The sequence below is a fragment of the Loktanella salsilacus genome (assembly GCF_024206795.1).
GTDB classification, from domain to species: domain Bacteria; phylum Pseudomonadota; class Alphaproteobacteria; order Rhodobacterales; family Rhodobacteraceae; genus Loktanella; species Loktanella salsilacus.
In genome coordinates this window covers 977,314-1,002,038 of the sequence record NZ_CP072994.1, presented here as the reverse complement: position 1 = coordinate 1,002,038, position 24,725 = coordinate 977,314, and the positions used below count along the sequence as shown (strand labels likewise).

The following is a 24,725-nucleotide window of genomic DNA, read 5'->3' as shown; positions in this document are numbered from 1 at the left end:
TGCAATAGTTTTCGCCCCTAAGCGATGCCAGCCAACACCTGCGCGGTGAAATCATCGCCCCGCGCGGCAAAGCTGTCGTATTGGTCAAAAGACGCACAGGCCGGGGCCAACAGCACCACTTCGCCAGCCACCGCATCAGCGCGGGCGCGGGCCACAGCGACGTCCATTGTGCCGCAAATCTCAGCCTCGACCCCCGGCAATTGACGGGCAAAGCTTTCGGCCTCACGCCCGATGACATAGGCCTTTTTGACCGCGCCAAGATGCGGCAATAGCCCATCAAGCCCGCCTTCTTTTTGCAGACCGCCGCAAATCCAGCGGATCGCGGGAAAGGCCTGCAACGCCTTCGCTGCGGCGTCGACGTTGGTGGCTTTGCTGTCGTTGATGAACTGCACGCCGGCCGCTTCGGCCACCAACTGACTGCGATGCGGCAGACCGGGATAGCTGTGCAAAGCCGCCTCGATCCCCTTGGGGCCGATCCCCAGCGTGCGCACGGCCGCATAGGCAGCGCAGGCGTTTTGATGGTTATGCGCGCCCGGCAATCCCTTGATGCCGCGCAGATCAATAGACGCCATTTGCTTGCCCCGGCGATATTCGCTTAGGAAGCCTTTGCGCGCAAAGACCGTCCAGCCGTCGGTCAGCTTGCGATTGACCGACACCCGGATCAGGCGGTCGTCGCCAAAGTTTTCGACCAGTTGGTTCGCCAGTGACCGGCCTTCGTTTTCATCGACTCCAATAACGCAGCGGTCCGGGCCGCCTTCGGCGAACAGACGGCGCTTGGCGGCAAAATAGCCGCCCAGTCCGGCGTGGCGGTCCAGATGGTCGGGGCTGATGTTGGTCAAAACCGCAACGTCCGGCGTCAGGTTCCGGGCCAGATCGGTCTGATAGCTCGACAGTTCCAGCACCACGACTTCGCCGTCATGCGCGGGGTCGATGTCGAGCACGCCGCGGCCGATGTTGCCAGCCAATTGCGCCGGGCGGCCGTTTTCCACAAGGATGTGGTGGATCAAGGCCGAGGTCGTAGATTTGCCGTTCGATCCGGTGATCGCGATCACGCGGGGTGCGGCATCGAAACCATCCCAATCGTCGGTGGCATAGGACCGAAAGAACAGGCCAATATCATTATCCACGGGCACGCCCGCATCCCATGCCGCCGCGATGACGGGGTTTGGCAAGGGGTACAGGTGCGGAATGCCGGGGGATACGATCAGCGCGGCGATGCCGTCAAAGGCACCGGGCGCGGTCAGATCGCGCACGATCCAGCCTTCAGCCTCTGCCGTGTCGCGGCCCCGCGGGCTGTCGTCCCATACGATCGGCGTTGCGCCGCCAGCGGCCAATGCGCGGGCCGTCGCCAGTCCCGACCGGCCAAGCCCCAGCACAGCAACCTGCCGTCCGTCATATCCTTGAACCGGTATCATCGCGCACCCCATGGCTGTTTGGGCGGACATTGCCCTGTGCGGGGTCCGGGATGCAAGAGCGTCAGCGCACGGGGGGCGCGCCGAATTGCATTCCGGGTCCGGTTCCTGCGTTCAACGTCCAGACGGCAGCGATGAACTGGTGCATGGGGCGGGCAAAACCCTGATCATCCTCAATCACCGGGCTGCGCCATGCGCCATTTACCTGAAGTGGAATGCTGGGCCCGTCATAGGCAAGGTACAGGTCTGGGTTGCTGTCTGGCAGATCATCATCCGCCGGATCAGCAAGCGGGACGCCGCGGGCCATGCGTGTCATCGCGTCCAGCATTAAAAAGGTCTGTCTGGCCCTGCGCCCGGCAAAGAAGATAGGCGCGCGGTATTTGCCATCGATCATGGCGTCAAAAATATAGTCAGCCCGCGCATTGCGCCGCACACCGGGCAAAAGCGACAGGTTCAAGCTGCACAGATCGTACTTAAACAGACCCGCGTCTTCGTAACTGGGGGTGACCAACGCGGGGTCGAGACGGTTATCGGGCATCATCCATACTTTCGCCAGCCACTGCCGCACCATGTTTAGGCCGCAGGTCTGAATGAAAGGTGAATGCTTATGCTGAAGCGAAGGTCATCACGGGGGACCGGCGGGCCCCCCGCAGATGCGTGCTGGATTACCGTACTTTCAGCGTCGCAAGGCCGATCATCGCGAGGATCAGCGAGATGATCCAAAAGCGGATGACGATCTGCGGCTCGGCCCAGCCCTTTTTCTCGTAATGGTGGTGGATCGGGGCCATCAGGAACACGCGTTTTCCCGTGCGCTTGAAATACAGCACTTGGATGATGACGCTCAACGCCTCGACCACGAACAGACCGCCGACGATGGCCAAGACGATCTCGTGCTTGGTTGCGACGGCGATTGCACCCAGCGCGCCGCCAAGGGCAAGCGATCCGGTGTCGCCCATGAACACGGCGGCGGGCGGCGCGTTATACCACAGGAACCCAAGACCGCCGCCGATCAGGCCAGCGCAGAACACCAAAATCTCGCCTGAATCCGGCACATAGTGCAGGCCAAGGCTTAGGGAAAAGTCAACACGGCCAACGAAGTAGGCGATGATGCCAAAGGTGCCCGCTGCGATCATCACGGGCATAATGGCAAGGCCGTCCAGACCGTCGGTCAGGTTCACCGCATTGGCCGCGCCCACAATCACGATGATCGAAAAGGGCACGAACAAGAAACCCATGTTGATCAACACGTCCTTAAAGATCGGCACGGCCAGCTGGTTCGTCAGCTCTGCCGGATGGTATTGCGCCGCCCAATAGCCCGCAATCGCGGCGATCAGCAGGCCCAGCACAATGCGGACCCGGCCCGACACGCCGTTGGTATTCTGCTTGCTGACCTTCGCGTAATCGTCGGCAAAGCCGATGGCGGCAAAGGCCAGCGTCACAAACAGCACCATCCAGACGTAAGGGTTATCCAGCCGCGCCCAAAGCAGGGTCGAGGTCGTCAGCGCGCCCACGATCAGCAGCCCGCCCATGGTTGGCGTGCCAGCCTTGGCAAAGTGCCCCTCTGGCCCATCAGTGCGGATTGGTTGACCCTTGCCTTGCTTGCGGCGCAGCACGTTGATCAGTGGCAGACCAAAAATAAAGCCGAACACCAGCGCGGTCAGAAACGCCCCGCCCGCGCGGAATGTGATATAGCGGAACAGATTGAAAAAATCGCCGCCGTCCGACAGCTCTGTCAGCCAATACAACATCTGGTTATTTCCTTGCTTTTATCGTCAAGAGCGATGCCCGAGTTTGCGGATCGCGTCAACAACGCGGGACACTTTGCTGCCCTTTGATCCCTTGACCAGCACAACATCGCCTGCATCCACAAGGCGCGCGACCTGGCCGGCCAGATCGTCCGCCTCAGGTGCCCATTGGCCGCGCAGATCGGCAGGCAGGGCGTCAAACAGCGCCCGCATGCGCGGCCCTGCGCAATGCACGATATGCGCTTTGGCAAGATGAGGATCGTCCGCAAGCGCGGTGTGCATCCCAATTTCGTCCGGCCCGAGTTCCAACATATCGCCCAAGATTGCGACGCGGCGCCCTTTGACGATGCGGCCCACGCCGTCGCGCGGGGTGCTGGCCGACAGGACCTCTAGCGCGGCGGTCATGGATGTCGGGTTGGCGTTAAAGGCGTCGTCGATCAGGTCGAGGGTTTCTTCGGCAATGCCGTAATCCAGCACAACGATTTCGCGCGTGCCGCGCCCCATAGGCGGCTGCCACTGGCCGATATCCTGCGCCGCCTGCACCGGGTCCGCGCCAAGCGCATCGCAAGCAGCCAGCACGGCCACAGCGTTCATCGCGAAATGGCGGCCGGGGACAGAGAGTTTGAACAGATAATCGGTGCCGTTGTGGCTGGCGTTAATCACGGTCGCGCTGTCGGTGATGCGCACATCACCAAGCGCCCAGTCCGCGCCTTTGCCAAAGGTTGCGATCTTGTGCTGCCCTGCCGCCGCATGGTCCAGCAAGATGTGCGATGTCTCAAGATCGGCGTTCAATACGGCGATGCCGCCTGCCTCTAGCCCGTCCATGATCGAGGCTTTCTCGGCAGCGATGCCGGACAGCGCGCCAAAGGCCTCTAGATGCGCGGCAGCGACGGTGGTGACCATGGCAACATGGGGGCGCGCCAATTTAGCCAGCGGCGCGATCTCTCCGGGGTTGCTCATGCCGATTTCGATGATCGCGAACTCGGTATCCGCAGGCATCCGCGCAAGGGTCAGGGGCACGCCCCAGTGGTTGTTATAAGACGCCTCTGCCGCGTGGGTGCGTCCCTGCGGCGTCAGCGCGGCGCGCAGCATTTCCTTGGTCGATGTTTTGCCGACAGAGCCGGTCACGGCCACAACGCGGGCCTGCGTGCGGGCGCGGGCTGCGGCACCCAGCGCCTCTAGCGCGCGCAGCACATCAGCCACAATCAGCAGCGGCGCATCATCCGCCACGCCGTCCGGGCGGTGGGTGACCAATGCGGCTGCGGCCCCATTTGCCAGCGCCTGCGCCACAAATTCGTGCCCGTCGCGTGCGGCAGCAAGGGCGACGAACAGATCGCCCGGCTGCAAGGTGCGCGTGTCGATCGAGACACCGTTCGCGTGCCAGTCACCTGTGGCCGTCCCGCCCGTGGCAAGGGCGGCGTCAGCGGCGGTCCAAAGCGGGATCATATCTTGCCTTCCAATGCGGCGACAGCAACGCTGGCTTGTTCCGCGTCGTCAAAGGGCAGCACCGTATCGCCGATGGTTTGCCCGGTTTCATGGCCTTTGCCTGCGATCAGCAGCGCATCGCCCGGCCCCAGCGCGTCGATGCCGCGCAGGATTGCCTCGGCGCGGTCGCCGACCTCGATCACCTCGGCGGTGCCTTTTGCGCCGGCCAACACGGCAGCGCGAATGTCTTCGGGCCGTTCCGAGCGGGGATTGTCGTCCGTCACGATCACCAGATCCGCGTTTTCCGCCGCCGCCTGCCCCATCAAGGGCCGCTTGCTGGCGTCGCGATCACCGCCCGCGCCGACGATAACGATCAGGCGGCCCATGACATGCGGTTTGAGCGCCTTGAGCGCGGTTTGCACGGCGTCCGGCGTATGGGCGTAATCGACAAAAACCGTGGCCCCGTTATCGCGGCGCGCGACCAGTTGCATGCGCCCGCGCACGGTCGTCAGTTGATCCATGACATCAAAGACTTCGCCCGGAATAGCCCCCGCCGCGATGGCCAAGCCGCAGGCCAGCGCAACGTTATCCGCCTGAAAGCCGCCGATCAGGTTCAGCCGCGCGGTATGTGGACGGTCCTGCCAAGAAAAGCGCAGGTCTTGGCCCGTGTCGTCAAACCGCTGGCTGAGGATGCGCAGCCGCGCGTCCGGGTGGCGACCGACGCCGATCACTTCGATGCCGCGGGTGGTGCACAGGCTGGCAACCTCGTGGCCGCGTGGATCGTCAAAGTTCACGACGGCGACGCCATCTTCGGACAGCACGCGGGTAAACAGGCCCATTTTGGCGTCAAAATACGCCTCGAAGGTGTGGTGATAGTCCAGATGGTCCTGCGTGAAGTTCGTAAAGCCCGCCGCATGCAGCACGACGCCGTCAAGGCGGCGCTGGTCTAGGCCGTGGCTTGATGCCTCCATCGCGGCATGGGTGATGCCAGCGGCTTCGGCTTGCGCCAGTACGCGGTGCAGGGTCACAGGATCGGGGGTGGTGTGATGCAGGGGCGCGGACCATGCGCCTTCGACCCCGGTGGTGCCAATGTTGATGCCGGGATAGCCAAGCGCCTCCCAGATCTGGCGGGTAAAGGTGGACACGCTGGTTTTGCCGTTGGTGCCGGTCACGGCGACCATGACGTCCGGGTGCGGTCCAAACCACAGCGATGCGGTCTGCGCCAAGGCTGCGCGGGGGTCTTCGGCGATGATCAGCGCGGCGTCCGATCCGGCCAGCGCCTCTGATGCCAATTGCGCGCCTTCCGCGTCGGTCAGGATCGCGCTTGCGCCCTTTTCCAACGCCATGGCAATAAAGGCAGCGCCATGCACTTTGCTGCCCGGCATCGCGGCGAACATATGGCCCGGCCGCACGGCGCGGCTGTCGGTTGTCAGGCCTGCAATCTGGGGTCTGCGGCCGCCTTGCGCCGTTAATCCTAGTTCCGCCAGCGTTTTCGTCTGCGCCATGTCTTGGCCCTCGCCCGTTCAGTTCGAGGTGAGTGTTACACTGGCAACGTCAGAGACTTCAATCTGTGGTCGCAGTCCAAGCAGCGGTGCGACGCGGCGGATCATTTCAGCAGCGACCGGCACGGCGGTCCAGCCAGCAGTGCGGCGCGGCTTGTCACCGGAATTCTCGCTCGGCTCGTCCAGCGTGACGATCAGCACATATTTGGGATCGTCGGCGGGAAAGACGCTGGCAAAGGTCGCGATGACCTTGTCGTCATAATAGCCGCCGCCGTTTTCCTTGGGCTTGTCGGCTGTGCCTGTCTTGCCGCCGACGCGGTAACCTTCGACATCGCCCATCGATGCGGTGCCGCGGGTCACGACCTGCCGCAGCATGGACCGGGCGCGCGCGCTGACCTCTGGGCGCACGACGCGGGCACCTTGCTGGACCGTATCCGATTTCAGCAAGGTCGGCAGCACGCGGGTGCCGCCGTTCAGCAGGGACGAATAGGCGGCAGCCAGATGCAGCGGCGAGTCGGAAATACCGTGACCGAAGCTGATCGTCATGGTGCTGATTTCTGACCAGTTTTTCGGCAATAGCGGCGCACCAGAAGGTGCCTCTGACAGCTCGACCGGGGTCGCCTCTGCGAGGCCCAGCGAGGTCAGGAATGCGCGCTGGCGTTCGCCGCCGATCTGCATGGCGATGCGGCCCGTGCCAACGTTCGAGGATTCGACGATGATATCGGTGGCGGACATGCTGGGCGGCAAATAGTGGCTGTCGCGGATGCGGAACCGGCCCCAAGTCAGCGGGCCTTTGGTGTCGATCATCGTGTCGGGGTTCAGCAACCCCAGTTCCATCGCCTGCGCGACGGCAAAGATTTTGAAGGTCGAGCCAAGCTCGTAAACGCCCTGCACCGCGCGGTTAAACAGCGGGCTGTCGGACTGATCGCCGGTCAGTAAAACCTGCGGGCGGTTGTTGGGATCAAAGTCGGGCAAGGACGCCATGGCGATGATTTCGCCGGTGTGGATGTCCATCAAGACCGATGCCGCGCCTTTGGCGTTCAGCAACTTCATGCCGCCATCAAGCACTTCTTCGGTCGCGGCCTGCACGCTAAGGTCCAGCGACAGTTGCAGCGGTTTGCCTTCGTTCGCGGGATCGCGCAGCAAGCTGTCGAAGTTACGCTCGATCCCGGCGACACCGATGACTTCGGCGCTGGCGACGTCTTCGCGGCCATAGCTGGCCCCGCCAAGGACGTGGGACGCGATGGGGCCGTTGGGATAAAGCCGCATTTCGCGCGGTCCGAACAGTAGCGCGGGGCTGCCGATGTCGTGGACTTGCTGCATCTGTTCCGGCGATAACTGTCTGCGAATCCAAACAAATTTACGCTTGCCGGTGAAATCCTTGATCAGCCGCTCTTCGTCGAGTTCCGGGAAAATTGCCTTCAGCTCGCTTGCGGCGCGCAGCGGGTCGATCATGTGCTGCGGCTGGGCGTACAGCGAGTGTGTCTCGAGGTTGGTGGCAAGGATGCGGCCGTTGCGGTCTACGATATCAGCGCGCTGGCCGATGATCGGGTTGCCGGTTGCAGCGGTGCGCGGCTCTTCTGGGGCAGAGTTCGCGATGGTGCCCATCCGCAGGCCGATGGTCAGGAAAGCGACGGCAAAGAAGGCCCCCAGCACCAAAAGGCGCCCTTCGGCGCGGGCGCGGGATTTGTCGGCAATCGCTTCGTGGCGCAGGCGCAGGTTTTCGGCGGCAATCGCGCCGGGATCTTCGCCGCGTTCACGGGCTTTAAGAATGCGGGCCAGCGGGCGAAGCGGTGTGCGGATCATAGCGGGTCCTCGCCGCCACCCGGGGTGACGGATCTAATGTCGATGGGATCGGTAATGGGCAGAATATCGGGCAGCGGATAGACGATGGATTCAATGTTGCCGAAGGCCTCTGGCCCCAGTGGCAGCAGGCCAAGGCGGTCAAAGTTAATCTCGGCCAGATCAATCAGGCGGTCCGGACGGTTCAGATAGGCCCATTCGGCCCGCAGCATCCCCAGCCGTTCATGCGCATCACCAATCTGCGCGTGCAGACGGCGCACGTCCTTGATGGCTTGCTGCGTGGCGTAGTTTTCCTGGTAGGCCCAGAACGCCAGCCCCATGACGGACAGCGCCGCCATCAGATACATCACGGCTCGCATCATTGCGCGTCACCCTTCATCATCGGCATCCCCATGTCCTTGCGATCCATCGGCTGCGCAGGCGCATCGGTGCGGATCGCGACCCGCAGCTTGGCCGAGCGCGACCGCGGGTTCATCGCGACTTCATCTTTGTCCGCCACTATGGCTTTGCGTGTTTTTTGCGTAAAGGCGGGCACGACGGTGTCCAGCACTGGCGCATAGCGGTTCGCATTGGGCGTTGTCGCGCTGCGGGTCTGAATGAAACGTTTCGCCATCCGGTCCTCGACCGAATGGAATGTCACGACGGCCAGTTGCCCGCCGGGGGCCAGCGCACGTTCGGCCGCTTCCATGCCGGTGGCAAGTTCGCCGTATTCGTCGTTCACCGCGATACGCAGCGCCTGAAAGGTGCGCGTGGCGGGGTGGGATTGGTTCGGCTTGGGGCGCGGCAGACAGGATTCCACGATCCGGGCCAGCTGCGCTGTCGTCGTCACGGGACGGGCTGCAACGATGGCTTTTGCGATGCGGCGGCTGGCACGCTCTTCACCGTAAAGATAAATAATATCAGCGATTTCCGCCTCGTCCTTCATGTTGACAAGGTCGGCGGCAGAAAAGCCGGATTGCGACATCCGCATATCAAGCGGCCCGTCGCGCATGAAGGAAAAGCCGCGCTCTGCCAGATCAAGCTGCATAGAGCTGACACCAAGGTCCAGCACGACGCCGTCAAGGTTCTGCGCGTATTCGTCCAGCTTGGAAAAGGTGCCTGCGACAGGCACGATCCGGTCGCCGTAGTCGCCGATCCAGTCCTGCGCCATCTCGAACGCGAGCGGGTCGCGGTCGACGGCGATCACCCGTTCAGCGCCCGCATCCAGCAGACGGCGGGTATAGCCCCCTGCCCCAAATGTACCGTCCAGCCACGTGCCATGAATCGGCGCGCATGCGTCGAGGATCGCATTGATCAGGACGGGAATGTGGGGTGCATCTGACATGGTGGATCCTTACGGCACGAGGCTCATCGGGTCGAAATCTTCGCCCATTTCGTCCAACCACTCATCAAGCGGTTCGTCAACGTCGGCCTCGAAGCTTTCAAGCTTCCAGATCTGAAAATATTCGCCAAGACCCATGAAAGACAGCTCGCCCTCGACGACGCCCAGCTTTTCGCGCAGGCGCAGGGCCAGCACGACGCGGCCGTCTTTGTCGATGGTCAGGTCTTCTGAATAACCCATGTACAGCTTGCGCAGCTTGTTCTTGTTGGGGTCGCTGTCGGGCATCGCCATGATGCGGCCGATCTTGGCGTCATAGGCCTCGACCGTCAGCACTTGCAGGCTTTCGCCAAGGTGTTTGCCGTAAAGGATTTTGGCGGTCATGGGTTGGTCGGGGGTCCAGGCCGGGTCGCCCGCTTCGATCACGCGTCGAAATTTCGCCGGGATCGACATGCGACCCTTGGCGTCTACTTTCGACTGGTATGTGCTCGTAAACGAGAGGTTCAACCTGTAGCCTTCTGACTGCCCGTCCCCCGAAAATCTGTCTTAGATGTGAAAACGGCGGATTGAGAAGCTGCCACTACTCAACCCGCCATCTTCTGCCCTGAAAGGGCTGGACCGACTGCGCGCGCCACCTGGGGGGATGTCTGCTCGCTCGCGCGCCGGATCGCTTTATTGGGTAAAAACGAGGCCTGTATGAAACCTGACATTTTGCCGGTGGGGTTCTTGAGATGCCCCTTGTTTGTCTGCCCGTCGTTACCGTGACACTGTTTTGGCAGACGCTTCCGGCTGCGGCAATGACTAATTTGGGATTGCTGTGAACTTCACGGGAAACCGGGGGTTTTCACGGGTCTGTGATTCGGAAGTTATCCACAGACCCCCGCCGCCATCTTGCGTACCTGTGGATAAAAATCCCTACATCTTGTGGAAATATTAACCGTGGTGCGGGGTTCACAAAAACCCCAAAAAAGTTTCGAGACCCGTCCGAGTCGCGCAAAACCAGTGACCATCAAGACGCAGTCAATCCTAAAAAATAACTAAGTCTGCGGAAATTTGAGGCCCGGAAAGAAGAATCGGACCGCCCCTTGGGGCGATCCGATTCTAAGTTCACAGAGATTCCATGCCAGCCCGCGGGCCGGGGATTCGGACGGTTAGGCCATCCCGCCGTCAATGAACCGCTGGGCAAGCTCGGCATAGGCCTGCGCCACCGGGCCGTCGCCCAAAGCGATCGGCGTGCCTGCGTCCCCCGACAGCCGGGTATCCAGATCAATCGGCAACGCGCCCAGGAATGGTACGCCCAGACGCTCTGCTTCATGGCTGACACCGCCATGACCAAAGATCTGCGTCTCTTCCCCGCAATGCGGACAATAGAAGGTAGACATATTCTCGATCAGACCCAGCAGCGGCGTATTGAGTGTCTTAAACATATCGATGGCTTTGCGCGCATCCAGCAGGGCGACGTCTTGCGGTGTGCTGACGATGACGGCCCCGGTGACGCTGGTCTTTTGGCACAGGGTCAGCTGCACATCCCCCGTCCCCGGCGGCAGGTCTATAATAAGGACGTCAAGTTCGCCCCATTCGACCTGCGTCAACATCTGCTGCAATGCGCCCATTAACATAGGTCCGCGCCAGACGACGGCTTTGTCCGGGTCCACCATCAGACCAATCGACATCATGGTGACGCCGTGGGCATGCAGCGGAATGATCGTCTTGCCGTCCGGGCTGGCGGGCCGTTTGCTGACGCCCATCATGCGCGGCTGGCTAGGACCGTATATATCCGCATCAAGCAGACCGACGCGCCGCCCCTTCTTGGCCAGCGCCACCGCTAGGTTAGAAGACACAGTCGATTTACCAACCCCGCCCTTGCCCGATCCAATCGCCAAGATGCGGTCAACGCCGACCACCGGCGCAGGGCCAGCCTGCGGTGTGGGGTGACGGCCAATCTTTAGGCTGGGCGGCTCGGGCTTGGGCGCAGGCGCGCTATGCGCTGTCAACACAGCCGAGACAGTCTGACCGGGCGCAAGCGCCTGCACCGCGGCGACCGCAGCTTGGCGCACAGGCTCTAGCGTGGCGGCGGTGGCAGAATCAGGGGCTTCAATGACAAAACGGACCGTATCTGCGTCAATCTGAATGGCACGGACCATATCGCTGGCCCCCAAAGTGCCACCGTCCGGCAGCGAAATCCCTGCAACAGCGGCCAAAATATCGTCCCGGGACGTCGGCATTTTCATATTTCCTTCATAGTGCATGGCGTTTGCGGCACCCTGTGACGCGGGGCCCAAACCCGCAACCCCCTATTTCACAAGGGCGCGCGCAGGTTTTGCCCAATGATTGAGCGGCGTAAAAACTGTCCTAGGGTAACGTTGCATTTGCTGCATAGCGGCATTGCCAACACGTCCATTGTGCAGGTGCAGCATCTTCCTACATAACCATCACAAGCAGAACGACAGACACTGCACCGAAATTTAAGACGACGAAGGTAGAGATGAACATGGCATACGCAAACGCAACACAGACAGCAGCACCCGGCCTGATGGCACGCATGATCGCAGCAATGGCAGCACGTAAAGTGTACCGGACAACGATGACTGAACTGCAGTCGCTCGACAACCGCGATCTGGCCGATCTGGGCATCTCCCGCTCGATGATCCGCGCCATCGCTTATGAAGCCGCTTACGGCAAGTAATTCAGTTCGGAACCGGTCAACCTCCTCCCTGACCGTTTCTGACCCGCGCCGCCGCAACCTCCTCCCTGCGGTGGGCGCGCAAAACAAGACGGCGACCCGACCTCCTCCCCGGGTCGCCGTTTTGAAACCAGTTTAAGAAATATGGGAACCTGCACCTCCTCCCGCAGTTACCTATATGATCCGAAGGGCGCCAACCTCCTCCCTGGCAAACTTTGGAAAATACCGGACGGCCCGCAACCTCCTCCCTGCGGCGCGGTCCACCCAGATCGGTGGTGGTCACCTCCTCCCGGCCACCACCGACAGGACATTCAGATCGGAACGCTGCACCTCCTCCCGCGGCAGTTCTGACAGGCCCCCTGGCCACCAACCTCCTCCCTGGTTGGCCTTGGGGTTTACGACCCGGACGGCCCGCAACCTCCTCCCTGCGGCGCAGTCCAATACAGATCGGTGGCGGTCACCTCCTCCCGGCCGCCACCGATTTGACCCCATACGGGCGCTGCACCTCCTCCCGCAGCCACCCCGGATAGCCTGACGCCGCAACCTCCTCCCTGCGGCTAGGGCGAAAGATGCGGCTCTGACCTCCTCCCCAGAGCTCACATCCCAGATCAAGGCGATGCGCACCTCCTCCCGCGCATCGCCTTTTTGGTTTTTTGGGGGATGCACACCAGCGATTGTAATCAGCACAATATATCAGGTGTCGCCCTGCGGGTTTGACGTTAACCCGGGCGGATGGAACCTCTTGCCCTATACCTGCTGGTGCAATTCGCTTTTGCCAGTTCAATCACGCCCGGCCCCAATAACCTGATGCTGATGGCGTCAGGTGCGAATTATGGCCTGCGCCGGACCCTGCCGCATATGTTGGGCGTCAGTCTGGGCCACAGCTTTATGGTGGTCATGGTGGGGGTCGCGTTGCTGCGGCTGTTCCATACGTTCCCGGTCTTAAATACCGTGCTGACCGTTGGCGCAGTCCTTTATATGACCTGGCTTGCGTGGAAAATCGCGACGGCCCTGCCGCCAGAGGCATCGCGCGTCACCGGCAAACCTTTTACATTTTTGCAAGCGGCGGCGTTTCAATGGGTGAACCCCAAGGCTTGGGTCATGGCGATCACGGCCATCACAGCCTATGCCCCGCAAGACTGGAGCGTTTGGTCAGGCTCCATGCTCGTGGCGGTCATTTTCCTGTGCACCAATCTGCCGTCGATCACGGTTTGGGCGGTGCTTGGCGTACAGGTGCGCCGTTTTCTTGGCACGGCAAAGCGCCTGCGGATTTTCAACATCACGATGGCCGCGCTGCTGCTGGCCTCACTCTATCCGATGCTTGTGCATTCGGATGGGACGGCGGGCGGGGCGTCTTTGGGCGGCAGCCCAAACAGCGCCGCACTGCCGTGATCAGAACGGCACGTCGTCGGCTGCGTCTGCGGCCACGATGAATTTGGCGACGACCTTCTTGGACCCAGCCTTGTCGAAAGCGATGTCCAGCTTGTCGCCCTCTATCCCCTCGATCACGCCGTAACCGAATTTCTGGTGAAACACCCGGTCGCCGGTCGTAAAAGCGCTGACCGCGCTCATATCGATGACCATATTGCGGGCCTCGACCGGCTGGGCCATGCCGCGCTGCTGGCCGCGTGCCTGCAACCGCCGCCAACCCGGCGAGTTATAGACGTTCGCGTCATGGGCCTTTTGATGCAGGTCCGACATGCTTTCTTCGCGCAGCTTGGGGCTCGCGCTGGCCGCCATCCCCGCCGCGCCGTAGCCGCCGCCGTAAAGCCCCGGCGGCGTCAGCACCTCGACGTGGTCTTCTGGCAGCTCGTCGATAAAGCGGGACGGCAATGCACTTTGCCACTGCCCGTAAACCCGCCTATTCGCGGCAAAAGAGATCGTGCAAATCGCCTCGGCCCGCGTGATGCCGACATAGGCCAGCCTGCGTTCTTCCTCGAGCCCCTTCACACCGCTTTCATCCATACTGCGCTGGGACGGGAACAAACCATCCTCCCAGCCCGGCAGGAACACGGCGGGAAATTCCAGACCCTTGGCGGCGTGTAGGGTCATGATGCTGACCTTCTCGCCCTCTTGTTCTGTCTCGTTGTCCATGATCAGCGCGACGTGTTCCAAGAACCCTTGCAGGTTCTCGAAGTTATCCAGCGCCTTAACCAGTTCTTTCAAGTTCTCAAGCCGGCCCGGCGCTTCTGGCGTTTTGTCGTTTTGCCACATGCCAGTATAGCCGGATTCGTCCAAGATCATCTCGGCCAGTTCTTGATGCGTATCCGCCTCTGACCGGACTTGCGCGTGCCAGCGATCCAAGCCGTCGACGAGTTGCGCCAGTTCTTTCAGGCCCTTACCGCCCAGCAGTTTGGCCTGCACCACGATCCGCGCGCCTTCGACAAGGCTGACGCCATTGGTCCGTGCGGCCTTTTGGATGGTCTGCACCGCCTTGTCCCCAAGGCCGCGTTTGGGGGTATTCACGATCCGCTCGAACGCCAGATCATCATCCTGCGATACCGCGAGCCGGAAATAGGCCATCGCGTCTCGGATTTCCAAACGCTCGTAGAATCGTGGCCCGCCGATGACGCGGTAGGGCAGACCGATGGTCAGAAAGCGATCCTCGAAGGCGCGCATCTGGTGGCTGGCGCGCACCAGAATCGCCATGTGATCAAGGCTGACTTTTTCCAGCCCGCGCGTGCCGCGCTGCAGGGCCTCAATCTCTTCACCGATCCAGCGGGCTTCTTCCTCGCCGTCCCAATGACCGATCAGGCGTACTTTTTCGCCGCCCGTCGCCTCGGTGAACAGGGTCTTGCCCAGCCGCCCCTTGTTGCCTGCGATCACGCCAGAGGCGGCCGCCAGGATATGTTCCGTAGACCGGTAGTTCTGTTCCAGCTTGACAACCGTCGCGCCGGGGAAATCCTGTTCAAACCGCAGGATATTGCCGACTTCGGCGCCGCGCCAGCCATAGATCGACTGGTCGTCGTCGCCCACGCAGCAGATATTTTTATGCGCCGCCGCCAGCAGCCGCAGCCACAGGTATTGGGCGACGTTCGTGTCCTGATATTCGTCCACGAGGATATAGCGAAAGCGCCGCTGATACATTTCCAGCACGTCGGTATGCGTCTGAAAAATCGTGACCATATGCAGCAGCAGATCGCCGAAATCGCAGGCATTCAGGTCCAACAGACGGCGCTGATAGGCGGCGTAAAGGTCGACACCTTTCTGATCAAAGGCCCCTGCTTCGGCCAGCGGCACCTTATCAGGCGTCAGCGCCTTGTTTTTCCACCCGTCAATGATTCCGGCCAGCATGCGCGGCGGCCAGCGTTTTTCGTCGATCCCGGCGGCAATGATCAGCTGTTTCATCAGCCGGATCTGGTCGTCTGTATCCAGAATCGTAAAGTTCGATTTCAGCCCGATCAGTTCCGCATGGCGGCGCAGCAGCTTGACGCAGATCGCGTGAAAGGTGCCCAGCCACGGCATCCCCTCGACCGTTTCGCCCATCAGGCGGCCCACGCGGTTCTTCATCTCTCGGGCGGCTTTGTTGGTGAAAGTCACCGCCAACACGTCCTGCGGGCGGGCCGTTCCCGTCACCAAAAGATGCGCGATTCGCGATGTCAGCGCCTTGGTTTTCCCAGTGCCAGCGCCCGCTAGCATCAACACAGGACCATTCAGCGCCATAACGGCGGCGCGCTGCGCGTCGTTCAGCCCCTCTAGATAAGGGCCGGCACTGCGTTGCGGCATGGCCCGCTGGCTAAGGGGGCGGGCGGCGGCCTCAAAGGCGTCGTCTTCGGAATAACTGCTCATGCCCTTAGGCATACGCCTGAACGCGGCGCAGATAAACCCCTGTTCACGATCCGTTCACATCACCGCGCGATCAATAAGCGGGCGATCTGCAAAGGGCACACACCCGCCAGCGCCTTTGCGCAACGGCTACTGGACATCCTTTCAGCAGCGCTTAACAATGCTGCAACTGCAAAAGGGATGACCATGGCCGACTTTGAAAAAATTCTAATCGCAAACCGCGGTGAAATCGCCATCCGCGTCATGCGTGCTGCAAACGAAATGGGCAAGAAAACCGTCGCGGTTTATGCCGAAGAGGACAAGCTGTCGCTGCACCGCTTTAAGGCAGACGAAGCCTACCGCATCGGCGAAGGCATGGGTCCCGTCGCGGCCTACCTGAGCATCGAAGAGATTATCCGCGTCGCCAAGGATTGCGGCGCTGACGCGATCCACCCCGGTTATGGCCTGCTGTCCGAAAACCCCGATTTCGTTGACGCCTGCACCGCGAACGGCATTACATTCATCGGCCCCAAAGCCGAAACCATGCGCCAGTTGGGCGACAAAGCCAGCGCGCGCCAAGTCGCGATCGACGCTGGCGTGCCGGTCATCCCCGCCACGCCCGTGCTGGGCGATGATATGGAGCTGATCAAAAAACAAGCAGCAGAAGTCGGCTATCCCTTGATGCTAAAGGCATCCTGGGGCGGCGGCGGGCGCGGGATGCGGGCGATCAACTCTGAAAAAGAGCTAGAAGAAAAAGTCCGCGAAGGCCGCCGCGAAGCCGAGGCCGCCTTTGGCAACGGCGAAGGTTATCTGGAAAAGATGATCATCAAGGCGCGTCACGTCGAGGTGCAAATCCTTGGCGACAACCAAGGCAACATCTATCACCTGTGGGAACGTGACTGTTCGGTCCAGCGCCGCAACCAAAAGGTCGTGGAACGCGCCCCTGCCCCGTACCTGTCCACCGCGCAGCGCGAGCAGATTTGTAATCTGGGCAAGAAAATCTGCCAGCACGTCAATTACGAATGTGCCGGCACCGTCGAATTCCTGATGGATATGGAAAACGGAGAGTTCTACTTCATCGAAGTGAACCCCCGCGTGCAGGTCGAGCACACCGTGACCGAAGAGGTCACCGGTATCGACATCGTCCGCGCCCAAATCCTGATTGCAGAAGGCAAATCACTGGTCGAGGCGACGGGCTGCGCGTCGCAATATGACGTCAAGCTGGACGGTCACGCGCTGCAATGCCGGGTCACGACAGAAGACCCGCAAAACAACTTTATCCCCGATTATGGCCGCATCCAGATGTATCGCAGCGCCACTGGTCCGGGCATCCGCCTTGACGGCGGCACCGCTTATTCCGGCGCTGTGATCACGCGGTATTACGATAGTCTGCTGACCAAGGTCACGGCCCGCGCGCCCACGCCTGAAATGGCGATTGCCCGCATGGACCGCGCCCTGCGCGAATTCCGTATTCGCGGCGTGTCGACGAACATCGCGTTTGTGGAAAACCTGCTGAAGCATCCGACGTTCCTGAACAACGAATACCACACTAAGTTCATTGACCAGACGCCAGAGCTGTTCGACTTCAAGCCGCGCCGCGACCGGGCGACGAAGATCCTGACCTATGTCGCTGATATCACTGTGAACGGTCACCCGGAAACTGCCGGCCGCCCGCGCCCTGCGGCGGATGTGAAACTGCCGAAGGCGCCGGTCAAATCGCTGGAAAAGATGATCCCCGGCACGCGCCAAATTCTAGACGAACAAGGCCCCAAAGCCGTCGCCCAATGGATGAAGGACCAGCCGCAACTGCTGATCACCGACACCACGATGCGCGACGGGCACCAATCCTTGCTGGCGACGCGGATGCGGTCGATCGACATGGTCACGGTCGCCCCGACCTACGCCGCCAAGATGCATCAGCTGTTTTCAGTTGAATGCTGGGGCGGCGCGACCTTTGACGTCGCCTACCGCTTTTTGCAGGAATGCCCGTGGCAGCGTCTGCGCGATATTCGCGAAAAGATGCCGAACGTCATGACGCAGATGCTGCTGCGTGCATCGAACGGCGTTGGCTACACCAACTATCCTGATAACGTCGTGCAAAGCTTTGTCGCGCAGGCGGCAACGTCCGGCGTTGACGTGTTCCGCGTCTTCGACAGCCTGAACTGGGTCGAAAACATGCGCGTCGCGATGGATGCGGTGATCGAATCGAACAAGGTGCTGGAAGCGTCGATCTGCTATACCGGCGACATGCTGGACCCGGACCGCGCCAAGTATGACCTGAAATACTACGTCGCGATGGCCAAAGAGCTAGAGGCCGCAGGTGCCCATGTTCTGGGTCTGAAAGACATGGCTGGCCTTCTGAAAGCCCCTGCCGCAGCGCAACTGTTCAAAGCGCTCAAAGAAGAGGTCGGCCTGCCGATCCACTTCCACACGCACGATACATCTGGCGCTGCGATTTCCACCGTGCTGGCCGCATCGGCCGCGGGCGTTGATTGTATTGACGCCGCGATGGACAGCTTTTCGGGCAACACATCGCAGCCGACGCTGGGATCGATCGTCGAGGCGCTACGCGGCACTGACCGCGACACGGGCCTTGATATCAAGGCGATCCGCGAGATCAGCAACTACTGGGAACAGGTCCGCGCGCATTATCTCGCGTTCGAATCTGGCCTGCAGGCCCCGGCGTCAGAGGTCTATCTGCACGAGATGCCCGGCGGCCAGTTCACCAACCTGAAGGCGCAGGCCCGCAGCCTTGGCCTAGAGGATCGCTGGCATGAGGTCGCCCAGACCTATGCCGACGTGAACCAGATGTTTGGTGATATCGTAAAGGTCACGCCGTCGTCCAAGGTCGTTGGCGACATGGCCCTCATGATGGTGTCACAGAACCTGACCCGGTCGCAGGTCGAGGACCCTAAGGTTGACGTGTCCTTCCCGGATTCGGTGATCGACATGATGAAAGGCAGCCTGGGCCAACCGCCGGGCGGCTGGCCTGCGGGCATTCAGAAAAAGGTGCTTAAGGGCGAAAAGCCGAACCTTGATCGCCCCGGCAAGCACCTGAAGCCTGTCGATCTGGCCGCTGTGAAGGCAGAGCTGACCGAGAAAGTCGGACATGAGGTCGATGGCGAGGATCTGAACGGATATCTGATGTATCCCAAGGTCTTTACCGATTACGCCGCACGCCACGACATCTATGGCCCGGTGCGGACGCTGCCGACCAAGACCTTCTTTTACGGGATGGAACCCGGCGAGGAAATCAGCGCCGAAATCGACCCCGGCAAAACGCTGGAAGTTCGCATGCAGGCTGTGTCCGACATGAATGAGGACGGCGAGGTGAAGGTGTTCTTTGAATTGAACGGCCAGCCCCGCACCATCCGTGTGCTGAACCGTCTGGCCGCTGCCGACCGCGTGCAGAACCGCAAGGCAGAGCTGGGCAACCCGAACCACATCGGCGCGCCGATGCCCGGTGTTGTGGCCACTGTCGCTGCTGTTGTCGGTGCAAAGGTCAAAGAAGGCGATTTGCTGCTGACGATTGAAGCGATGAAAATGGAGACCGGCATCCACGCCGACCGCGACGCTGTGATCAAGGCCGTGTTGGTTGGCGCTGGTAGCCAGATCGACGCCAAAGATCTGCTGATCGAGCTGGAATGAGTTAATCCGCCCCCTGATGGGGGCGGATGCCTCCGGCGGGAGTATTTGGGGCAAGATGATGCGCCATGACGCTGCGAAATAATTTGGACGTTTTTTGCATATTTCCTCTTGCGGCGGGCGTGCAGTGTTTATAGATCACGCCTACCGACGGGACGCGGGCGTAGCTCAGGGGTAGAGCATAACCTTGCCAAGGTTAGGGTCGAGAGTTCGAATCTCTTCGCCCGCTCCAGTCGGTGAAAACGAAAAGGGTCGCCCTGTTGGGCGGCCCTTTCGCGTTTCAGGGTCTTGAAAAATCTTGTGAATTTTTGTGCGATTGCCCCTTGCGACTGCCGCGCTGCTTTTGTAAATCCCCACTTACCGACGGACGCGGGCGTAGCTCAGGGGTAGAGCATAACCTTGCCAAGGTTAGGGTCGAGAGTTCGAATCTCTTCGCCCGCTCCATCGGTTAAATCGAAAAGGGCCGCCCTGTTGGGCGGCCCTTTCGCGTTTCAGAACGCTTTAAAGGTGAGCGTTGTCAGGGTGCGTTCGATCCCTTTGATGCCAGCGACGCTTTCGTTGATGAAATGGCCGACGTCACGATCTGTTGGCACATAGGCCTTCATCAGCAGGTCGAAATCGCCGCTGGTGGAATAAAGCTCTGAATGGATTTCGCGCAGGGCAATGGCGTCGGCGACATCGTAGGTGGTGCCGGGGGTGCAGCGAATCTGGACGAAAACGCAGGTGGTCATAGGCTTGGCCTTTCTTTGGAGTTGCGCCGAACTTGCACCACAGGGGCGCGGCGCGCAATCGGTGCCTTGGCGCAGGCCCCGCCCCTGCCTATAAGGCCCCAAGACATAAGGGAGACGCCGATGCGCACCGCCACTATCACCCGCCAGACCGCCGAGACGCAGATCAGCGTCACGCTGAATTTGGACGGCACTGGAGTTTACGACAACCAGACCGGTATTGGTTTTTTCGACCACATGCTGGACCAGCTGTCACGTCACGCGCTGATCGACATGACCATCCGCACGTCAGGCGATCTGCACATCGATGACCACCACACGGTCGAGGATACGGGCATCGCCATCGGGCAGGCGCTTGTGCAGGCGCTGGGTGATAAGCGCGGCATTAACCGCTACGCCGATTGCCACCTTGCAATGGACGACGCGCAGGTGCGCTGTGCGCTGGATCTGTCGGGACGCCCCTATTTGATCTGCAATCTGGATCTGCCGTTTGGCAAGATCGGGCCCAGCTTTGACACAGAGCTGGTGCGCGAATTCTTTCAGGCGCTGTCCACCCATGGCGGCATCACGCTGCACATCGACCGGCTGCACGGCTTTAACGCCCACCACATCACCGAGGCGGCGTTCAAATCCGTTGCCCGCGCGTTGCGCATGGCGATCGAAGTTGATCCGCGCAAAGCTGACGCCATTCCATCGACCAAGGGTAGCCTGTGACCACCACCGTTCTGATTGACTACGACAGCGGCAATCTGCACTCGGCGCAAAAAGCGTTCGAGCGGATGGCGCGGGAAACGGACGCCGGGCAGATCGTTGTGACGGGCGATCCTGATGCCGTGGCTAAGGCGGACCGCATTGTGTTGCCAGGCGACGGGGCCTTTCCCCATTGCCGCAATTCACTGTTTGAGCATGGCGCGCTGGCCGAGGCCTTGACCCAGGCGGTAGAGCAGCGCGGCGTGCCCTTTATGGGGATTTGTGTCGGGATGCAGATGCTGGCCAGCACCGGATTCGAGTACGAACCGGTGCAGGGTCTTGGCTGGATCCCCGGTGAAATCCGCCGCATTACCCCAGCCGATCCCGCGCTAAAGATTCCGCATATGGGCTGGAACGATCTGGTTATTGACCAGCCGCATCCGGTGCTGGCGGGGCTGGCGACGGGTGATCACGCGTATTTCGTGCACTCATATGCGATGCAGGTCACGGACCCCGCGCATTTGCTGGCGCATGTCGATTATGCGGGCGATGTGACGGCCATTGTTGGCCGCGACAACATCGTCGGCACGCAGTTCCATCCAGAGAAAAGCCAAGATGCCGGTCTGCGCCTGATCGCCAACTTTCTGAACTGGAAACCCTGACCTAAAGGACCGCTGCCATGGATATCGCTGCGATCCTAGACGACATCGGCGCAGCCATGGCCCGCGCGCCGGACCGGGGCCGTGTGGCCAGCTATATCCCAGAGCTTGCGGGTGTTGACCCCGGCCGCTTTGGCATGGCGGTCGCCCTGCCCGATGGCCGGATGTTCAGCACCGGTGACGCGGCGGCGGCGTTTTCGATCCAAAGCATCAGCAAAGTCTTTACCCTCGCGCTGGCGCTGGGGCGTATGGGCGATCAGTTTTGGACCCGCGTCGGGCGCGAACCGTCAGGGCAAGCCTTTAACTCTATCCTGCAGCTGGAACATGAAGGCGGCATTCCCCGTAATCCGTTTATCAACGCGGGTGCCATCGCGACCACTGATGCCGCGCTGGCGGGCCACGCACCGCGCGAGTTTCTGGGCGAGCTCCTGCGTTTCATCCGCACCGCGGCGGGCGACGAATCAATCCACATCAACGAAAAAGTCGCCGCCTCAGAGCAAGCGACCGGCGATCTGAACCGGTCGCTTGCCTATTTCATGGCCGCCCACGGCAATATGGTGAACCCTGTTGAACAAACCTTGGGGGCCTATTTCCATCAATGCGCGGTCGAAATGTCCTGCATCCAGCTTGCGAAAGCGGCGCTATTCCTGACCGGAACCGAAGGCGCGCCGCGGCTGGTATCCCCTGCCCGCCGGCGGCGGATCAATGCGATGATGATGCTGTGCGGGCATTACGACGCCTCTGGCGATTTTGCCTACCGCGTTGGTTTGCCGGGGAAAAGCGGCGTGGGCGGCGGCATTATGGTCGTTGCCCCGGCCAAGGCAGGGATTGCGGTCTGGTCGCCGGGTTTGAACGCGCAGGGCAATTCCAAGCTGGGCACTGACGCTGTCGAAATGTTTGCCCGCGCGACGGGCTGGTCGGTTTTTGACTAAGCGCCAAATCGCACCCCCTGCGGCAACAATCTGCCGACGGATTATCGCATTGTTTACCAATGACGCGGCGGCAGGTTAAGCCCGTCCTTAGGGACAACATCAACAGGCCAAAAAAATGCTTAAGCTACTGCGCGGCACATGCGCGATGATGACTTTGGTGGGCCTGTCGGCCTGCATGAATTCCACCGCGACACCGCCAGACGCTATGTCTTTTATGGGCACCGCACCGCAGATGGAATCGACGATCCCAATGCACCCGAACGAGACGCGCGAGCTGCGCGCCCTGATCCGGAAATACGCCGACATCTATGATATCCCCGAAAGCCTGCTGCACCGCGTGATTATCCGCGAAAGCACCCATAACCCGGGTGCCCGCAATGGCCCGTATTATGGCCTAATGCAGATCCTGCCCGCGACAGCGCGCAGCATGGGGTTCAAGGGCGGTAACGCTGATCTGCTCGATGCGGAAACCAACCTGAAATATGCGGGTAAATATCTGCGCGGGGCGTGGATGCTGTCCGACGGGTCGGAAGCGACGGCCGTAAAGTGGTACAGCCAAGGCTACTACTACGAAGCCAAGCGCCGTGGCATGTTGGTCGCAACGGGCCTGCGCAAGGCGTAACCTTTTTCGCGTTTTTGCCTAAGAAACACGCCGGTGCAGCAATGCCCCGGCGTGTTTTGTTTTCAGCTTACTGGATGCGCGCCCAGTTCTGGCTGGCGCACAGCAGACCGCCAGCAACGCAACCCTGCAGGCGCAGCGCGTTGCCGTTCACCTGCATCTTGCCGACATAGGTCTTGCCATTGGACGGGCGGTACACCTGCCCGCCGTATGTGCCGTCGCCGTTCGCTGCCATGTTGATCACGATCTGGCGGCCAATGTTTTCAGACTGATAGGGTGCGCCGTCAGCCTTGTAGGTGTTGGTGATCGTGCCGCAGACGGCCGCGCCGCAGGGCGACATCGTGACATAGGCGAATGCGCCGTCGTCAACTTCGGTCTGCCAGACGCCGACTGCGGCGTCCTGTGCGGATGCCGCTGTGGCAAAGGTTGCGGCCACAAGAGCTGCGATAAGGTGTTTCATATTGGGTCTCCTCCCCGATTGAACTGCGCTACCTTGCAAGGCGCGCGCGATTCCACGCAAGACTGACGCCACGTCGGTTGCCTTTTCATTAAGATCGCCGCAAAACGCAGCGAACTGATGCGCCTTAAGGAGCCTGCCATGATCCTCTATCCCGCGATTGACCTGAAAGACGGCCAGGCCGTGCGCCTTGTGCATGGCGAAATGGATCAGGCCACGGTGTTCAACGACGATCCGGCTGCGCAGGCGCAGGAATTTGTCGATGCGGGCTGCCAGTGGCTGCACTTGGTCGACCTGAACGGTGCCTTTGCCGGCACCCCCGTCAACGCCGCCCCGGTCGAGGCGATCCTGAAACGCTGCAAGGTCCCTGCCCAGTTGGGCGGCGGGATTCGCGATATGGCGACGATTGAACGCTGGCTTGATCTGGGCCTTGCCCGCGTGATCCTTGGCACCGTCGCTGTCGAAAATCCGGATCTGGTGCGCCAAGCCGCCAAGGCGTTCCCCGGCCAAGTCGCCGTCGGCCTAGATGCCCGCAATGGCCGCGTCGCCACCCGCGGCTGGGCCGAGGAAACCGACGTCATGGTCACCGATCTTGCGAAATCCTTCGAGGACGCAGGCATTGCCGCGATCATCTACACCGACATCCTGCGCGATGGCGCGATGAAGGGTCCCAACATCGACGCCACAGCCGATTTGGCCCGCGCCGTCGATATCCCGGTTATCGCCTCTGGCGGCGTGTCGTCGCTGGCGGATTTAACCGCGCTGCGCGACACGGGCGTCATCTCTGGCGCGATCTCGGGCCGCGCGCTTTACGATGGGGCTATCGATCTGCGCGCGGCGATGAATTTGCTGGCTTAATTCGCGGCCTTTTCGGTCAACATATCCAGCGCGCCGGCCATTTTCGCGGCATATTCCGCATCTGCGGGGATGTTCAAACCGTCGAACATGTCCGGCACCGCCTCATAGGCAATCAGCGTCTGGCCGTCCTTCTCGTAGACTAGCACTTTGAGCGGCAGAACAAGCCCGGCCAGACCGTCGGCCTGCAGCGCGGGCGTGCCAAGCTGCGGGTTGCCAAAAATCAGCAGCTCCATCGGCATCAATTCCATATCGACGCTGGCCGCACCGGTGGCATGATCGACGCGGGCAAAAACGGTAGCGCCTGCGTCGGTCACAGCCGTCTCTAGCGCGTTCATTGCGTCATACACGGTGCGATCTGTCGTTTTGGTGATGACCTCGGAGGACGCCGGGGCGGCCAAAGCGGGCAAGGCCAGCGCGGCGGCGGCAAGTGTTGTGCGAATCATGGATAGGTCCTTTGTGATGTGACCATAGTCTAACCTTAAAA

Annotated in this window: 22 protein-coding genes and 2 tRNA genes; 10 read left to right on the top strand and 14 right to left on the bottom strand. The window is 61.2% G+C overall.

All coding sequences use genetic code 11. The features are described from left to right. Nucleotides 1-17: 17 nt before the first annotated feature. From murD to KBW81_RS04995, 10 genes are all read right to left on the bottom strand, one after another. Nucleotides 18-1,415, bottom strand: coding sequence for a UDP-N-acetylmuramoyl-L-alanine--D-glutamate ligase (gene murD, locus KBW81_RS05040; protein WP_254249004.1), 1,398 nt, complete (start codon nucleotides 1,413-1,415; stop codon nucleotides 18-20). A 61-nt stretch (nucleotides 1,416-1,476) separates the two neighbouring features. Next, nucleotides 1,477-1,953, bottom strand: a complete 477-nt coding sequence (locus tag KBW81_RS05035) for a hypothetical protein (RefSeq protein ID WP_254248552.1) — start codon at nucleotides 1,951-1,953, stop codon at nucleotides 1,477-1,479. Between the two features lie 124 nt (nucleotides 1,954-2,077). Further along, nucleotides 2,078-3,160 carry a phospho-N-acetylmuramoyl-pentapeptide-transferase gene (mraY, locus tag KBW81_RS05030; RefSeq protein WP_090184434.1) on the bottom strand — a complete coding sequence of 361 codons (1,083 nt, stop codon included), beginning with the start codon at nucleotides 3,158-3,160 and terminating at the stop codon, nucleotides 2,078-2,080. A gap of 24 nt (nucleotides 3,161-3,184) precedes the next feature. Further along, nucleotides 3,185-4,603 (bottom strand): UDP-N-acetylmuramoyl-tripeptide--D-alanyl-D-alanine ligase, encoded by a 1,419-nt coding sequence (locus KBW81_RS05025; protein WP_254248551.1) that lies wholly within the window; start codon nucleotides 4,601-4,603, stop codon nucleotides 3,185-3,187. Continuing rightward, entirely contained in the window at nucleotides 4,600-6,087 is a 1,488-nt protein-coding gene (locus KBW81_RS05020; RefSeq protein ID WP_254248550.1) for a UDP-N-acetylmuramoyl-L-alanyl-D-glutamate--2,6-diaminopimelate ligase, read from the bottom strand. Before KBW81_RS05020 ends, KBW81_RS05025 begins: the two co-directional genes overlap by 4 nt. An 18-nt stretch (nucleotides 6,088-6,105) precedes the next feature. Beyond that, nucleotides 6,106-7,890 (bottom strand): peptidoglycan D,D-transpeptidase FtsI family protein, encoded by a 1,785-nt coding sequence (locus tag KBW81_RS05015; RefSeq protein WP_254248549.1) that lies wholly within the window; start codon nucleotides 7,888-7,890, stop codon nucleotides 6,106-6,108. Further along, nucleotides 7,887-8,246, bottom strand: a complete 360-nt coding sequence (ftsL, locus tag KBW81_RS05010; protein WP_090184632.1) for a cell division protein FtsL — start codon at nucleotides 8,244-8,246, stop codon at nucleotides 7,887-7,889. Before ftsL ends, KBW81_RS05015 begins: the two co-directional genes overlap by 4 nt. Beyond that, nucleotides 8,246-9,211, bottom strand: a complete 966-nt coding sequence (gene rsmH, locus KBW81_RS05005; protein WP_090184447.1) for a 16S rRNA (cytosine(1402)-N(4))-methyltransferase RsmH — start codon at nucleotides 9,209-9,211, stop codon at nucleotides 8,246-8,248. The genes ftsL and rsmH overlap by 1 nt, the downstream gene beginning before the upstream one ends. A 9-nt stretch (nucleotides 9,212-9,220) precedes the next feature. Continuing rightward, on the bottom strand, nucleotides 9,221-9,658 hold the full coding sequence (locus KBW81_RS05000) for a division/cell wall cluster transcriptional repressor MraZ (protein WP_090184449.1): 438 nt from the start codon (nucleotides 9,656-9,658) through the stop codon (nucleotides 9,221-9,223). Between the two features lie 698 nt (nucleotides 9,659-10,356). Further along, complete coding sequence (locus KBW81_RS04995) at nucleotides 10,357-11,430, bottom strand: Mrp/NBP35 family ATP-binding protein (protein WP_090184452.1); 1,074 nt, start codon at nucleotides 11,428-11,430, stop codon at nucleotides 10,357-10,359. Between the two features lie 308 nt (nucleotides 11,431-11,738). Here KBW81_RS04995 and KBW81_RS04990 point away from each other — a divergent pair, with 308 nt between their 5' ends. Together KBW81_RS04990 and KBW81_RS04985 are read left to right on the top strand one after the other, a co-directional pair. Then, nucleotides 11,739-11,891: a DUF1127 domain-containing protein gene (locus KBW81_RS04990; protein WP_372803805.1), complete on the top strand. Its 153-nt coding sequence runs from the start codon at nucleotides 11,739-11,741 to the stop codon at nucleotides 11,889-11,891. A 729-nt stretch (nucleotides 11,892-12,620) separates the two neighbouring features. Then, entirely contained in the window at nucleotides 12,621-13,280 is a 660-nt protein-coding gene (locus KBW81_RS04985; protein WP_254248548.1) for a LysE family translocator, read from the top strand. Here KBW81_RS04985 and KBW81_RS04980 read toward each other — a convergent pair whose 3' ends face one another. Continuing rightward, nucleotides 13,281-15,677 (bottom strand): ATP-dependent helicase, encoded by a 2,397-nt coding sequence (locus tag KBW81_RS04980; RefSeq protein WP_254248547.1) that lies wholly within the window; start codon nucleotides 15,675-15,677, stop codon nucleotides 13,281-13,283. It abuts the gene before it with no gap. A gap of 183 nt (nucleotides 15,678-15,860) precedes the next feature. Here KBW81_RS04980 and KBW81_RS04975 point away from each other — a divergent pair, with 183 nt between their 5' ends. The 3 genes from KBW81_RS04975 to KBW81_RS04965 all read left to right on the top strand — a co-directional run bounded on the left by KBW81_RS04975 (nucleotide 15,861) and on the right by KBW81_RS04965 (nucleotide 19,742). Then, nucleotides 15,861-19,301 carry a pyruvate carboxylase gene (locus KBW81_RS04975; protein WP_254248546.1) on the top strand — a complete coding sequence of 1,147 codons (3,441 nt, stop codon included), beginning with the start codon at nucleotides 15,861-15,863 and terminating at the stop codon, nucleotides 19,299-19,301. A 154-nt stretch (nucleotides 19,302-19,455) separates the two neighbouring features. Next, nucleotides 19,456-19,530: transfer RNA gene (locus tag KBW81_RS04970), tRNA-Gly, on the top strand. Between the two features lie 137 nt (nucleotides 19,531-19,667). Continuing rightward, nucleotides 19,668-19,742, top strand: a tRNA-Gly gene (locus KBW81_RS04965). Nucleotides 19,743-19,789: 47 nt separating this feature from the next. On the opposite strand, the gene KBW81_RS04960 is transcribed toward KBW81_RS04965, so the two are convergent. Beyond that, entirely contained in the window at nucleotides 19,790-20,029 is a 240-nt protein-coding gene (locus tag KBW81_RS04960; protein WP_090184460.1) for an Lrp/AsnC ligand binding domain-containing protein, read from the bottom strand. Between the two features lie 120 nt (nucleotides 20,030-20,149). On the opposite strand from KBW81_RS04960, the gene hisB reads away from it, so the two are divergent. From hisB to KBW81_RS04940, 4 genes are all read left to right on the top strand, one after another. Further along, entirely contained in the window at nucleotides 20,150-20,740 is a 591-nt protein-coding gene (hisB, locus tag KBW81_RS04955; RefSeq protein WP_090184463.1) for an imidazoleglycerol-phosphate dehydratase HisB, read from the top strand. Continuing rightward, nucleotides 20,737-21,378 carry an imidazole glycerol phosphate synthase subunit HisH gene (hisH, locus tag KBW81_RS04950; RefSeq protein WP_254248545.1) on the top strand — a complete coding sequence of 214 codons (642 nt, stop codon included), beginning with the start codon at nucleotides 20,737-20,739 and terminating at the stop codon, nucleotides 21,376-21,378. Before hisB ends, hisH begins: the two co-directional genes overlap by 4 nt. Before the next feature lie 17 nt (nucleotides 21,379-21,395). Continuing rightward, nucleotides 21,396-22,307 carry a glutaminase gene (locus KBW81_RS04945; RefSeq protein WP_090184469.1) on the top strand — a complete coding sequence of 304 codons (912 nt, stop codon included), beginning with the start codon at nucleotides 21,396-21,398 and terminating at the stop codon, nucleotides 22,305-22,307. A gap of 115 nt (nucleotides 22,308-22,422) precedes the next feature. After that, on the top strand, nucleotides 22,423-22,929 hold the full coding sequence (locus KBW81_RS04940; protein ID WP_372806217.1) for a lytic transglycosylase domain-containing protein: 507 nt from the start codon (nucleotides 22,423-22,425) through the stop codon (nucleotides 22,927-22,929). Nucleotides 22,930-22,996: 67 nt separating this feature from the next. Here the strand turns inward: KBW81_RS04940 and KBW81_RS04935 are convergent, their stop codons facing one another. Then, a complete protein-coding gene (locus KBW81_RS04935; RefSeq protein WP_090184473.1) occupies nucleotides 22,997-23,386 on the bottom strand; it encodes a DUF2147 domain-containing protein in 390 nt (129 codons plus the stop codon). Between the two features lie 138 nt (nucleotides 23,387-23,524). On the opposite strand from KBW81_RS04935, the gene hisA reads away from it, so the two are divergent. Then, nucleotides 23,525-24,241 (top strand): 1-(5-phosphoribosyl)-5-[(5-phosphoribosylamino)methylideneamino]imidazole-4-carboxamide isomerase, encoded by a 717-nt coding sequence (gene hisA / locus KBW81_RS04930; RefSeq protein WP_254248544.1) that lies wholly within the window; start codon nucleotides 23,525-23,527, stop codon nucleotides 24,239-24,241. Here hisA and KBW81_RS04925 read toward each other — a convergent pair. After that, nucleotides 24,238-24,684 carry a DUF302 domain-containing protein gene (locus KBW81_RS04925; protein WP_254248543.1) on the bottom strand — a complete coding sequence of 149 codons (447 nt, stop codon included), beginning with the start codon at nucleotides 24,682-24,684 and terminating at the stop codon, nucleotides 24,238-24,240. The genes hisA and KBW81_RS04925 overlap by 4 nt on opposite strands. Nucleotides 24,685-24,725 lie beyond the last annotated feature (41 nt).